Origin of the sequence: Amycolatopsis sp. NPDC006125, from assembly GCF_040614195.1 — a bacterium.
In the GTDB taxonomy this organism is placed as follows: Bacteria; Actinomycetota; Actinomycetes; order Mycobacteriales; family Pseudonocardiaceae; genus Amycolatopsis_E; species Amycolatopsis_E tucumanensis.
This window is the reverse complement of sequence record NZ_JBEXTZ010000158.1, coordinates 1-12,944: the sequence shown is the minus strand read 5'-3', so window position 1 is coordinate 12,944 and position 12,944 is coordinate 1. Positions and strand designations below refer to the sequence as shown.

Here is a 12,944-nt window from a genome sequence, read left to right as displayed (position 1 = left end):
CGGCCAGCTGGCGGCGCACCCCGCGCAGGTGCGTGCGCCACCCGGGCTGGGTGACGACGTCGAGCGCGACCGCCTGCAGCAACCCGCTGACGTACATCGATTCGCCCTGTGCGCTGGCGAGGATGCGCTCGCGGGCCGCGCCGCGCGCGATGATCCCGGCGACCCGCACCGCCGGGGACACGCTCTTCGTCAGCGACCGCAGGTACACCACGTGCCCGCGGTCGTCCCGCGCGGCGAGCGGCACCACATCCGCCGCTATCCCGAAATCATGCGCCCAGTCGTCCTCGATCAGGAACGCGCCGTGCTCGCGGACCACGCCGAGGACCTCCTCGCCCAGCTCGGCGGGCCAGCGGGCGCCGGTCGGGTTGGCGAAGTTCGGCTGCGCGTAGAACGCCCTGGCCCCGGTGTGCCGGAACGCGCGGTCCAGCTCGTCCGGGTCCGGACCGCGCGGCCCGCTCGGCACGGGCACCACCCGCACCCCGGCCTGCGCGGCGGCGAGGATCGCGCCCCAGTACGTCGGCGACTCCAGCACCAGCGGCGCGCCGGCCCCGACGAGCCCCCGGAACGCGGCGCTGAGCCCGCTCTGGCTGCCCGGGAACACGACGACGTCGCCCGGCGCCGCCGGACCCAGCTCCGCGGCGAACCACGCCTGCAGCTCCGGCAACCCCGCTGCCGGCGGGCGGCTGACCGCGGAAGCGCCCCGCGCGGCGCGGGCGAACGCCGCCCGCACCAGCCGTTCCGGCAGCAGCTCCCGGTCCGGGTAACCGGAGTGCAACGCGATCACGTCGTTCGGCACCGTGCGCAGCGCGGTCGACACCCGCGGCACGCGGTGCGGCGGCGACCCGAGCGCCGCCGTCTGCCACCCGTAGTCGTTCGCGCGCGCCACTCGGACCGCGCGCACGAAGGTGCCGACACCGGGCCTGCTCTCCACGACGCCCTGGGCCGCGAGGGTCCGCAGCGCCTTCTGCACGGTCACCGGGCTCGCCGCGTACTCGGCGACGAGCGCGCGGGTGGACGGCAGCTTCGCGCCCGGTTCGGCGGTCGCGATCCACTCGCGCAGCCGAGCCACGATGCGAGAGCTGCTATCGTCGGACATGAGGCAGGATAGTAGCGCTACTCTCGCCGAGCGCCCGGTGCTACCGCCCGCGCGGGCCGGTCTCGGCTGGGGTCTGCTCGGGGTCACGGCGTTCTCGTTCACCGTCCCGTTCACCCGCGTCGCCGTCGGCGCCATGTCGCCGCTGTTCATCGGTTGCGGGCGGGCGGTCGTCGCCGCGCTGCTCGCCGCGGTCGCGCTCGTCTGCACCCGGCAACGCCTGCCGCGGGGCGTGCAGTGGTTCCGCCTCGCGATCGTCGCCGCGGGCGTGGTCGTCGGGTTCCCCGTGCTGACGTCGTTCGCGCTGACCACCGCCTCGGCCAGTCACAGCGCCGTCGTGATCGCGCTGCTGCCCGCCGCCACCGCGGTCATCGCCGTGCTGCGCGGGCGCGAACGGCCGGCGGCCCGCTTCTGGGTGGCAGCCGCCCTCGGCGCGGTCGCCGCGGTGGCGTTCGCGTCCCTGCAGGGCGGTTTCACCGGCCCGCGGTGGTCGGACCTGCTCCTCGTCGGGGCGGTGCTGGCCGCCGGGATCGGCTACGCGGAGGGTGGCCTGCTGGCCCGCGAACTCGGCGCGTGGCAGACGATCTCGTGGGCGCTCGTGTTGTCCGCGCCGCTGATGACCGCGCTCGCGGCCGTCGCCGCGTGGCAGCACCCGCCGACGGGCACCGCCGTGGACTGGGCCGCGTTCGCCTACCTCGGCGTGGTGAGCATGTTCCTCGGGTTCTTCGCGTGGTACCGGGGGCTCGCGATCGGCCCGATGGCGCGCGTGAGCCAGATCCAGCTGGTCCAGCCGGTGCTGACCATCTGCTGGGCGGTGCTGTTCCTCGGCGAGGCGATCACCTGGCCGACCGTGCTCGGCGGCCTCGCGGTGATCGCGTGCGCCGGGCTCGCCGTGCGCACCAGGCTGATCAGGCGAGCGTGACCTCCTCCGGCCGCCGGTCCGGCCGCAGCCCGCGCCACGACGGCGCCCGCAACCGACCGTCCGACGTCCACTGCCGGAACTCCACCTCGCCCACCAGTTCCGGCTCCACCCAGTGCGCGTTGCGGGCGTACTCGCGGGGCACCGGGCTGTCGAACGGGCTCGTGCGGCGGGCCAGCGGGCGCAGGCGGGCCTGCAGGTCGTCGAGCATGCGGTCGGTGAAGCCGGTGCCGACGTGTCCGGCGAAGCGCAGCCCGGTCTCGTCGTGCAGGCCGAGCAGCAGAGCGCCGAACGTGCCGGAGCGCCGTCCCTCGCCGGTGGTCCAGCCCGCGATCACCACCTCCTGCGTGCGGGTCAGCGGCGTCTTCACCCAGTCCGGCGACCGCACGCCGGGCTGGTAGACCGAGCCGAGCCGCTTCGACACCAGCCCCTCCAGGCCGACCTCGCGCGCCGCGCTCAGCAGCTCCGCACCCTCCACGTCGGACGCGAGGAAGTGCCGCCGCACCCGCACCTCCGGCCGGTCGATGCCCAGTCCCAGCAACCGTTCCCGGCGTTCCTCGTAGGGCAGGCCGGTGCAGTCCTGCGATCCCTCGCGCAGCAGGTCGAACGCGAAGAACACGACGGGCACCGAAGACAGCCGCGCCGGGGTGGGCACGGTCAGGTTCATCCGCTGTTGCAGGCGCCCGAAATCCGGCCTGCCGTCCTCGTCGAGCGCGACGACCTCGCCGTCGATCAGCAGCGTGCGCGGGTCGTGGCCGAGCACGGCCAGCTCCGGGTAGGTGCCGGTGACGTCACGCAGCCGCCGCGAGTAGAGCCGGACCTCGCCGCCGGACACCGCGGCCTGGCACCGCACCCCGTCGTACTTCCACTCGAACGCCCAGCCCTCGCTGTCCCGCACGGGTCCGGGAACGGCCAGCATGGGGGCGACGGGCTCGGGCAGCGGCATGCCCCCGATGCTGCGCCGGATCGTGGGCTTCCGCCAGTCGGCCACACCTCTTCGTGGGGACTTAGGTCACCACTTTCCCCGTTCGCCCCTTCGGAGGTATGCCCCGTCGCGGCCGCGGTGGACCGTTTCCGCTTTCCCGGCTGGGCAAGAAGGGCCCGCAAATCGACAACGCGTTGCTCCAGCTGCTCGCGCGGGCGATCGACGCGGGCACCAACGTCAACCGCACCGGGTTCGACGTGCCCCGCGCCGGCACCGGCCCGACCAAAGCGGCGGAGCGGGAGGCGCTGATCCCGGACACCCGAAACGACGAAAACCTCGCCGTCGCACAGATCCACGCCGGGTTCATCAACTTCCACAACCGCGTGATCGACCACTTCGCCGCGGATTCCGTGCCGAGCGCGCTGCTCTTCGAAAAGGCCCGCGGTGAAGTGGTGCGGCACTACCAGTGGATGTTGCGCGAGGACTACCTGCCGCGGATCGTGAACCCGATGATCGTCGACGACGTGTTCACCGACGGGCGCAAGTACTTCGACCCGCAGACCGCGGGCGGCCCGGCGACCATGCCGATCGAGTTCTCGGTCGCGGCGTTCCGCCTCGGGCACAGCATGGTGCGGGAAACCTATTCCTGGAACCGGATCTTCGAAGCCGGCTCCCCGCTGGGCATCGCGACGCTGTTCCAGCTGTTCACCTTCAGCGGCACCGCCGGGACCTCAGCCCCACCAACGACCCGGCCGACCTCCACGACCCGGACGCGGGCACGTTCCTGCGCCTGCCGTCCAACTGGATCGTGGACTGGCGGCGGCTGTTCGACTTCGGCCCGAACGGCGTGCCGAACCCGAAGAGCGTGCCGCTCAACCCGGCGCGGCGCATCGACACGCGGCTGGCGAACCCGCTGGACACCCTGCCGGCAGGCACTTTCGGCGGCTGGGAGGGCGGGCTCGCCGGCGACGACATCCAGCGGAACCTGGCCTACCGCAACCTGATCCGCGCGAACATGGTCGAGCCGGCCACCGGGCAGCAGATGGCCGAGTTCCTGGAGACGACCCCGCTGACCGCCGAGCAGATCCTGACCGGCGCCGGGGATGGTGCGGACCTGTCCACGCTGAGCCCGGAACTGCGTGACGAGCTGGTCGCCGACACGCCGCTGTGGTTCTACGTCCTGCGGGAGGCCGAGGTGCACGAGGGGCGCCTGAACGGGGTCGGCGGGCGCGAGCCGCCACTCGATCCTGAACGAACCGGGCCGGCAGCCCGCGCTCGGCGCGCGGCAGGGCAGCTTCACGATGGCCGACCTGCTGCTCTTCGCGGCAGGGGGGAAGCCGGAGAACCTCAACCCCCTCGGCGACAAGCCCTAACCGAGCAGGCCGCGCTGGTGCGCCAGGGAAACCGCCTCGGCGCGGCTCCCGGCGCCCAGCTTGGCCATCACACGCGACAGGTGCACGCTCGCGGTCTTCTCGCTGATGAACAGGCGCTCGCCGACCTGGCGGTTGGTCAGCCCGCCCGCGACCAGTTCCAGCACGGCCCGTTCGCGCGGGGTCAGCACGTCGTCGGCGGGTGCGGACGCGGCCGTCAGCCTGCCGCGCCGGGCCAGGTCCGCCACCGCGGACCGCAGCGGTTGCGCGCCCAGCTCGCCGGCGGCGTCGTGCACCAACCGGGCCTGCTCGGCCGCCGCGTCCCGCTCGCCGTGGGCCAGCAGCGCCGCGGCCCACCGCCATCGGGCGAGCAGCTGCCAGTACGGCAGGGGCGCGGCCTCGTCGACCGCGACCGCCCACGCGGCCGGGTCGTCCGCGCCACGCAAGCGGTTCAGCTCCGCGGCGAGCCGCGCGGTCGGCGCGCGCGTGTCCGGGCTGCGTTCCTCCAGCCGGACCTGCATCGGCGACACCAGCTCGCCGCAGGCGGCCAGCTCCTCGCCCTGGCCGACCAGCTCGGCGGCGTCCCCGCCGCGGCGCCGGACCTCCTCGGCGTGGTCGGCCAGCGCGGACACCCCGGTGACGACCGCCCACCGCATGTCGGCCAGGCTCGACCGGGTCAGCGCCCGCAGCTGCTCGATCACGGCCCGGACCTCCGCGACGGCCCGCCCGGCGTCGCCCTGCCACTGCGCGGCCTCGGCCAGCGCGATCCCCAACAGCACGCCGGTGCGCGCGTCGTCGCGCTGGTCGGCCAGCCGCGCCGCGAGGTCCTCGACCTCGGCGAACCGCCCCTGCGCGGCCAGGATCGGCGCGGAGTACGCCCCCACGCGGGCCCGAGCGAACCGCGGCGCTCCGGGCACCGCCGCGCGGTCCAGCGCGGTGTCCCAGTCGCCGAGCACGTACAGGTCGAACAGCTCGCTCGTGCGCGCATCGACGCCGACGTCGCTCCAGCCGAGCCCGGCCCGTTCCGCGCGCTGCCACACCCGCGCGGCCATCCGCGCCGCGCCAGGCAGCTCACCGCTCACCAGCAGGTTGCAGGTGACGTTGTGCAGCGCCCGCAGCTCGACCCGGACCGCGCCGATCTCGGCCGCGCGGTCCGCCGCGGCCAGGCCGAGGCGCGTGGACAGCTCGACGTTGCCCTGCCAGTCCTCGAACGCGGCGAGCGTGACCATCCCGTCGACCTCGACCTCGGGCGCCCCGGCCGCGCGCGCGTCGACGATGGCCTGCTGGACGTGGCCGCGCAGCTCGTCGACGTCGACGTCCGGCACGCCCCACACCCAGGCGCGAGCCCGCAGCGCGAGGACCCGGGCGCGGACGACGCTCGCCGGGCGGTCGCGCACCAGCTCCCACGCCTCGGCGACGGCCTTGGACACCTCGCCGCGGTGCAGGTCGAACGGGATCAACGCGATCGCCAGCTGGTGCCGCGTGTCGGCGGCCAGCTCGGGGTCGTCGAGCAGGTCCGCCTCGGTCACGGCGGAGCGGGCGTAGGTGACGGCGCGGTCGGCCTCGCCCGCCGCGTACGCCATCGCGGCCGCCGAGCGCAGCAGCGCCAGCTGGTCCCGTCCGCTGATCCGCTCCGGCTCGTCCACCGCCTCCCACAGCTGCAGCGCCTGCTCGAGGTGGTGCAGCGCGTCGCCCGGGGCCTGCATCCCGGCCGCCTGGTCCGCGGCCCGCACCGACGCGGCGAGCGCGGTCGGCAGGTCGTGGCTGCGGAAGCTGTGGTGCGCGAGCGCGGCCGCGGTGCCGTTCTCGGCGGCCAGGCGGGCGAACGCGGCGTGCAGGCGCACCCGCTCCCCGGGCAGCAGGTCGTCGTAGACCGCTTCGCGCAGCAGCGCGTGCCGGAACGCGTAGCCGTCCTCCGCGGCGACGAGGACGTTGTGCAGCACGGCCTCGCGCAACGCGGTCTCCAGGGTGTCCTCGTCCAGCCCGCAGACCGTGCGCAGGCTGGCGTGCGCGACGAGCTGCGCCGCGCCGGAGACCGCACGCGCCACGCGCTGCGCCTCGGGGCTGAGCCGTTCCACGCGGGCGAGCAGCAGTTCTGCCAGTCCCTCGGGCAGGTTCGCGCCGCGGCGCACCGCGGCCGTCAGCTCCTCGCAGAAGAACGGGTTGCCCTCGGAGCGTTCGGCGACGGTGCGCACGGTGGTGTCCGGCAACGCGCCTTCGGCGAGCGCCGAAACGAATGCGACGGCGTCGGCCGCGGCGAGCGGGGCCAGCTCGATCCGCGCCACCGAAGGCAGCCGGGACACCTCCGCCAGCAGCGGGCGCAGCGGGTGGCGGCGGTGCAGGTCGTCGGTGCGGTAGGTGGCGACCACCAGCAGCCGCTGGGTGTCCAGCCGGGACAGCAGGAACAACACGAGGTCCCTGGTCGAGGCGTCGGCCCAGTGCAGGTCCTCCAGCGCGAGCAGCACCGGGCCACGGGCGGCGAGGTCCACCAGCAGCGCGTGCACCGCGTCGAACAGCCGCAGCCGTTCCACCGTCTGGTCGGCGGGCTCCGGCTGGGCGAGACCGGGCAGCAGGCGCCCGAGCACCGGCCACTGTTGCGCCGCCTCCCGCTGCCCGCCCAGCGCCTCGGCGAAGGGCAGGTACGGCAACCCCGCTTCGCCGACGTCGAGACAACGCCCGGACAGCACGGTCATCCCGTCGGCCCCCGCGACCAGCTCACCGAGCAGCCGCGACTTGCCGACCCCGGCGTCACCGGCCAGGAGCACCGCCCCCGCCTGGCCCGCCCGGGCCCGGTCCAGCGCGGCACGCAGGGTGTCCAGCTCGGGTTCGCGGCCGATCAGCGGGATCGCGGTGTCGAGGCGAGGCACACCTCATGCTCCCACGGACGACGATCAGCGCGGGGGTCGTTCGTCGGCGAGGGCGGCGACCGAATCGGCCAGCCCGAAGCGGTCGCGCACCCGGCACAGGAAGTCCGGCTCGTCGAGGCGGACCAGCCGCGCGCGCCGGCTCGCCGCCTGCACGGTGATCCAGTCGCCCGGCTCCAGCACGCCCCGCAGCTGACCGTCGACGCTCACCGCGGCCTCCCCGGACTGCTCCAGCACCCGGATGCCGACCCGCTGCTGCGGCGCCAGCACCACGCTGCGGTTGAAGACCATGTGCGGCGCGACCGGCGTGAACACCAGCGCGTCCAGGCCGGGCGAGACGATCGGGCCGCCCGCGGAGAAGCTGTAGGCGGTCGAACCGGTCGAGGACGCCACGACGAACGCGTCGGTCGAGTAGACGGCGAACTGCCGCCCGTCGACGTAGACCGCGAGGCTGGCCTGCCGGTCGCGGGCCAGCTTCTCCACCACGATGTCGTTGAGCCCCAGCACGTCGAGCTGGATGCCGTCGCCGTCGGACGGGGCCCGCCGGGTGGTGGGCGGCGGCAGCGCCGGGCCGCGGCCGTAGCGCAGCATCGGCTCGATGCCCTTCGGGATGCTCAGCGGCCGCGACGCGCACATGGTGAGCGTCATCCGCGAGTCCTCCTGGAAGGCGCCGTCGTTGACCGCGTCCAGCGCGGCGACCACGTCCTCGGTGGCGACCTCGGTGAGGAACCCGACGCGGCCCACGTTCACGCCGAGCACCAGCGACCCGACCGGCGCCGCGACCCGCACCCCGCGCAGGAAGGTGCCGTCGCCGCCGACGGTGACGATCAGGTCCGGGTTGCCCGCGCGCTCGGCCTCCTCCTTGGCGTGCAGGCGGTGGCCGTCGAAGTCGTCCCACACGTCGATGTCGGTGCACGGGATGCCGCGGGCGGCCGCCCAGGCGCGGACCTCGCCCGCGGTGCGCCGCGCGGTCTCCTTGCCGCCGTGCACCACCAGGCCGATCCGGGAAACGGAAGCCATGTCCCTCCTCGCGACCGGAGGCACTCCACGTCGGCCTCCTCGGTACCAAGCTAGTACCGGCGGGTCAGGACGCGAGCGGCTCGGCGCCTTCGGGCACCGGAACGAGGGCGGGCTTGGGCAGTTCCGCGCAGCTCACGCGCAGTTCGGCCGGCCGCGGGGTGGCCCAGGTGCCCAGCATCAGGAAGGTGACGGACTCGCCGGGCCCGAGGTCGAGCGCGTCGGGCAGGCGGCGGGTGAGGGAGCGGTCGTAGCGGTCGCCGAAGTCGACCCGGACCCCGGTGGCGAGGACCGGGCCGGTGTTGGTCAAGCGGTACCACTGCTGCGGCTGGGCCTCGAGGCGGAACGCGGGCGCCGGCCCACCGCCGCGGCGGGGCCGGGCCGACCGGCGGCCGAACCAGAACGCCGTCGCCACGGCCAGGACCAGCACGGCCACCTCGATCATCAGTCGCACAACCAGCTGATCGTCCGTTCGGGGCAGTGCGCTACCCGGGGTGATCGAACCGTGATGTGACAAGCACGATCATCAATGTCCCGTCCACCAGGGATTCGGGCAGCGGCCACCCGGGGTGCTTAGCGTGTGCGCGCCTTTCCTCCCGAACCCCCGAAAAGGTGACGCATGACCGACCTCTCCCCCACCCGCCGTCAGGTCCTGATCGCCGGTGGCGCCGCGCTCGGCGCCGCCGCCTTCGCCGGCTGGGGCACCGCCTCCGCCAGCCCGGTGCGCGACCCGTTCACGCTCGGCGTCGCGTCCGGCGACCCGCTGCCCGACGGCGTCGTGCTGTGGACGCGGCTCGCGCCCGAACCGCTGGCCGCCGACGGCCTCGGCGGCATGCCGTCGAAGGTCGTGCCGGTCGAGTGGCAGGTCGCCGCCGACGAGCGGTTCCGGCACGTGGTGCGCGCGGGCGCCGAGATCGCGCGGCCGGAGTCGGCGCACACCGTGCACGCCGAGGTGTCCGGCCTGCGGCCCGGCGCCGAGTACTTCTACCGCTTCCGCGTCGGCAACGAGATCAGCCCGGTGGGCCGCACGAAGACGGCGCCGCGGCCGGGCGCGCGGCTGGACAAGTTCTCGTTCGCGTTCGCCAGCTGCCAGAACTACCCGGACGGCTTCTACACCGCGCACGCCCACCTCGCGCAGGAGGACCTGGACCTGGTGGCGTTCCTCGGCGACTACATCTACGAGGGCAACGGGCAGGGCAGCATCGGCCGCGGGCACACCCCGGCCGCGGAGACGTTCACCCTGGCCGACTACCGCGTCCGGCTGGCCCAGTACAAGGGCGACGCGGACCTGCAGGCCGCGCACGCCGCGTTCCCGTGGGCGCTCGTGTTCGACGACCACGAGGTGGAGAACAACTGGGCGGGCGACATCTCGCAGCCCGACACCGAGCCCGACCAGGACCCGGCCGTGTTCCGGCAGCGGCGGGCCCAGGCGTTCCAGGCGTACTGGGAGCACATGCCGCTGCGCCGCGCCCAGCGCCCGTCCGGGCCGGACATCCGCATCTTCCGCAGGCTCACCTTCGGCGACCTGGTGGACGTGCACCTGCTGGACACCCGCCAGTACCGCGACGACCAGGTCGCGGGCGACGCGCGGCTGGACCCGTCGCGCACGATCCTGGGCGCGCGGCAGAAGGAATGGCTGCTGCGCAACCTGTCCGGCCCGACCGCGCGGTGGAACGTCCTGGCGCAGCAGGTGTTCTTCTCCCAGCGCGACTTCACGTCCGGCACGGCCGACTCGTTCAGCGACGACGCCTGGGACAACTACTACGTGGAGCGCAACCTGGTGCGCTCGAAGCTGGCGCAGGCGAGCAACCCGGTGGTCATCACGGGCGACGTGCACGCCAACTACGTGGCCGACGTGAAGGCCGACTTCGAGGACCCGGCGTCGGCGACGGTCGCGACCGAGCTGGTGGGCACGTCGATCTCCTCCGGCGGCGACGGGACCGACCAGAACTCCGGTGACCGCGTGCAGCTCGCGGAGAACCCGCACATCAAGTTCATCAACCGCAAGCGCGGCTACGTGCGCAACACGATCACCCGGGACTCGTGGACCGCCGACTACCGCATCGTGGACTACGTGACGCGGCCCGGCGCACCCGTCCAGACGCGGGCGAGCTTCGTCATCGAAGCCGGCCGCGCGGGAGCGCAGCAGGTCTGACCGGGGTTCCTCACCCGCCGGTCTCCCGCAGCCGGCGGGTGAGGAACTCCCGCTCGGGCGCGTTCTCCGTCCGCCGCAAGGCTTCCTCGTAGGCGCGCGCCGCCTCCTCCCGCCGGTCCAGGCGGCGCAGCAGGTCCGCCCGGACCGCGTGGAACAGGTAGTACTCGGCCAGCCGCAAGCGCTCCACGAGTGCCAGCCCGGCCGCGGGACCGTCGACCTCCGCCACCGCCACGGCCCGGTGCAGGGCCGCCACCGGGGACGGCGCGACCGCCATCAGCTGGTCGTACAGCGCCACCACCTGCCGCCAGTCGGTGTCCGCCGCGGTCGGCGCGTCGCTGTGCACGGCGTTGATCGCGGCCTGGATCTGGTACGGCCCCGGGCGCCCGCGGCGCAGGCACCGGCGCACCAGGGCCTGTCCCTCGGCGATCAGCTCCCGGTCCCACCGGCTCCGGTCCTGGTCGGCCAGCAGCACCAGCTCCCCGCCCGGACCGGTGCGGGCGGCGCGGCGCGACTCGGTCAGCAGCATCAGCGCGAGCAGCCCCAGCACTTCCGGCTCGTCCGGCATCAGCCCGGCCAGCACCCGCGTCAGCCGAATCGCCTCGGCGCACAGGGCCGCGCGCCTGGCCGTGTAGCCCTCGTTGAACACCAGGTACAGCACCGCGAGCACGGCCCGCAGCCGGTCCGGCAGGTCCGCCTCGTCCGGCACCCGGTACGGGATGCGGGCGGCGCGGATCTTGCCCTTCGCGCGCACGATCCGCTGCGCCATCGTCTTCTCCGGCACCAGGAACGCCCGCGCGATCTCGGCGGTCGTCAGCCCGCCGAGCAGCCGCAGGGTGAGCGCGACCCGCGCGGCCGGGGCGAGCGCCGGGTGGCAGCACGTGAAGATCAGCCGGAGCCGTTCGTCGGGCACGGCGCCCTCCTCCACCGGATCGTTACGTGCGTGCAGCAGGGCCGCGTGGGCCTGCCGGTCGTCGCGGGTCGCCTCGCGCCGCAACCGGTCCACGGCGCGGTTGCGGGCCGTCGTGATGATCCAGCCCGCCGGGCTGGGCGGAACCCCGTCCTCGGGCCACCGCCGCACGGCCGTCGCGAACGCGTCCTGGACCGCCTCCTCGGCGATGTCGATGTCGCCGAAGACGCGGACCAGGACGGCCACCGCGCGCCCGTACTCCTCCCGGAAGACGCGGGCGATCTCGTCGGTCAACCGCAGGACCCGTCGACCACCGGCCGGACCTCGATGGGCAGTGTGGTCGCCGCCGTCAGCTTGCGGCCCCACTCCAGCGCCTCGTCCAGGTCCGCGGCCTGGATGATGGTGAACCCGCCGACGTGCTCCTTGCCCTCCAGGTAGGGCCCGTCGGTGACGAGCACGTCGTCGCCCCGCGCGTGCACGACGGTGGCGGTGCTCGGCGGGTGCAGGCCCGCGTTGAACACCCAGGCGCCCGCGGCCCGCAACTCCTCCTGGAACGCCGCCACCTTCTCCATGATCGGCTCGAGGAATTCCGGCGGGGGCGGCTCGCCGTCGGGCTGGTAGATCGTGAGCAGGTAGTGGGTCATGGTCCCTCCTCGGTTCGGTCTTCACCACCTACACGAACGACGACCCCGCGGATCGACACCTCAGCGAAATTGGCCCGGGCATCACTCAGTCGGGGTGCTGGACGGGTGAGGTGGTGTCGATCAGCGCACGCAGCGTCCGCTGGTACCGCTCGAAGGCGGCCCGGCCCTCGTCGGTGAGGGAGAGCCAGGTCCGCGGCCGCTTGCCCTCGTACCCCTTGACCACCTCGACGTACCCGGCCCGCTCCAGGGTGAGGATGTGCCGCGACAGCAACGAGTCGCTGACCTCGACTGTGTCGCGGAGCAACCCGAACGCGACGCGGTCGGCCGCGGCCAGCGCCGCCATGGCCGACAGCCGGACCGGCGCGTGGATGATCTCGTCGAGCTGGTGCCGGGGGTGGGCACCCGTCTTCCTGCCGCTCACCGGCGCGCGACCCGCCACGCCAGGACGATGAACGGCAGCGCGGGCAGCACTCCGGCCGGCACCGCCCACGGGGTGAAGCCCTCGGGGACGAGAAACTTGTCGAGCAGCATCGTGGGCACCGCGAGCCCGACGCTGGCCCAGACGGCCGCGTTCTCCAGCCGCGCGGCGGCCCGGTCGATCATCCGCAGCCGCAGGCCGATGAGGCCGGTGAGCACGACCACGACCAGCACCCCGGGCAGGACCAGGTCCCCGACGGCGGCCGGGGCGGCGATCAGCCCGATGTAGCAGGCCGCGGTGAACACGGCCATGACCGCCGTGGCGGCCACGTACCACCAGCGTTCCCGGCGGACCCGGCGGCCCACGCGGTCGATCGTGTCCAGCGCTTCTCGCGGATCCAGCTCATGGGGCGAGACCATGTGTCCACGCTGACATGCACCTGAATGACACTCAAGTACTTTCCGGTCGGTCTTTCCGTGCCCCCAGCCCGGAAAATGCGTTGACCGTGGCGCCTGCACCGAGGGACTCTGGGCGTACCGAAACTCCACGCGACGCCCGCCCGATCCGCTGCGCCCGGCTCCACACCGCGCGCTCCGGCCCGGTCGCCGGGGCGCGCGTGCGCGGGCCCGCTA

General features: G+C 74.1%; 12 protein-coding genes. 3 read left to right on the top strand and 9 right to left on the bottom strand.

All coding sequences use genetic code 11. From position 1 onward, the window contains the following. The coding region (locus ABZ193_RS41335) for a PLP-dependent aminotransferase family protein (protein ID WP_354714207.1) at positions 1-1,096 on the bottom strand (1,096 nt) is incomplete at its 3' end. On the opposite strand from ABZ193_RS41335, the gene ABZ193_RS41330 reads away from it, so the two are divergent. Beyond that, complete coding sequence (locus ABZ193_RS41330) at positions 1,095-2,015, top strand: DMT family transporter (RefSeq protein WP_354714206.1); 921 nt, start codon at positions 1,095-1,097, stop codon at positions 2,013-2,015. The two genes, ABZ193_RS41335 and ABZ193_RS41330, sit on opposite strands and share 2 nt — an antisense overlap. On the opposite strand, the gene ligD is transcribed toward ABZ193_RS41330, so the two are convergent. Continuing rightward, positions 2,002-2,958: a non-homologous end-joining DNA ligase gene (gene ligD, locus ABZ193_RS41325; RefSeq protein ID WP_020422005.1), complete on the bottom strand. Its 957-nt coding sequence runs from the start codon at positions 2,956-2,958 to the stop codon at positions 2,002-2,004. The two genes, ABZ193_RS41330 and ligD, sit on opposite strands and share 14 nt — an antisense overlap. 98 nt (positions 2,959-3,056) lie before the next feature. Here ligD and ABZ193_RS41320 point away from each other — a divergent pair, with 98 nt between their 5' ends. Further along, positions 3,057-3,941, top strand: a complete 885-nt coding sequence (locus ABZ193_RS41320; protein ID WP_354714204.1) for a peroxidase family protein — start codon at positions 3,057-3,059, stop codon at positions 3,939-3,941. A gap of 365 nt (positions 3,942-4,306) precedes the next feature. Here ABZ193_RS41320 and ABZ193_RS41315 read toward each other — a convergent pair whose 3' ends face one another. The 3 genes from ABZ193_RS41315 to ABZ193_RS41305 form a co-directional block, all read right to left on the bottom strand. After that, positions 4,307-7,174, bottom strand: a complete 2,868-nt coding sequence (locus ABZ193_RS41315; protein ID WP_354714202.1) for an AAA family ATPase — start codon at positions 7,172-7,174, stop codon at positions 4,307-4,309. A 24-nt stretch (positions 7,175-7,198) separates the two neighbouring features. Continuing rightward, positions 7,199-8,191 carry an NAD(+)/NADH kinase gene (locus ABZ193_RS41310; RefSeq protein WP_020422008.1) on the bottom strand — a complete coding sequence of 331 codons (993 nt, stop codon included), beginning with the start codon at positions 8,189-8,191 and terminating at the stop codon, positions 7,199-7,201. A gap of 64 nt (positions 8,192-8,255) precedes the next feature. After that, entirely contained in the window at positions 8,256-8,633 is a 378-nt protein-coding gene (locus ABZ193_RS41305) for a hypothetical protein (RefSeq protein WP_020422009.1), read from the bottom strand. Between the two features lie 174 nt (positions 8,634-8,807). Between ABZ193_RS41305 and ABZ193_RS41300 the strand changes: the two genes are divergently transcribed. Continuing rightward, the gene (locus ABZ193_RS41300; RefSeq protein ID WP_354714200.1) at positions 8,808-10,343 is read left to right on the top strand and encodes an alkaline phosphatase D family protein; all 1,536 of its coding nucleotides are present in this window, start codon (positions 8,808-8,810) and stop codon (positions 10,341-10,343) included. A 10-nt stretch (positions 10,344-10,353) separates the two neighbouring features. On the opposite strand, the gene ABZ193_RS41295 is transcribed toward ABZ193_RS41300, so the two are convergent. The 4 genes from ABZ193_RS41295 to ABZ193_RS41280 all read right to left on the bottom strand — a co-directional run bounded on the left by ABZ193_RS41295 (position 10,354) and on the right by ABZ193_RS41280 (position 12,731). Further along, positions 10,354-11,544 (bottom strand): sigma-70 family RNA polymerase sigma factor, encoded by a 1,191-nt coding sequence (locus tag ABZ193_RS41295; protein ID WP_354714198.1) that lies wholly within the window; start codon positions 11,542-11,544, stop codon positions 10,354-10,356. Next, positions 11,541-11,894, bottom strand: coding sequence for a YciI family protein (locus ABZ193_RS41290; protein ID WP_020422012.1), 354 nt, complete (start codon positions 11,892-11,894; stop codon positions 11,541-11,543). The genes ABZ193_RS41295 and ABZ193_RS41290 overlap by 4 nt, the downstream gene beginning before the upstream one ends. 85 nt (positions 11,895-11,979) lie before the next feature. Beyond that, positions 11,980-12,315: a transcriptional regulator gene (locus tag ABZ193_RS41285; protein ID WP_039791909.1), complete on the bottom strand. Its 336-nt coding sequence runs from the start codon at positions 12,313-12,315 to the stop codon at positions 11,980-11,982. Further along, positions 12,312-12,731: a hypothetical protein gene (locus ABZ193_RS41280; protein WP_354714196.1), complete on the bottom strand. Its 420-nt coding sequence runs from the start codon at positions 12,729-12,731 to the stop codon at positions 12,312-12,314. Before ABZ193_RS41280 ends, ABZ193_RS41285 begins: the two co-directional genes overlap by 4 nt. Positions 12,732-12,944: the final 213 nt, after the last annotated feature.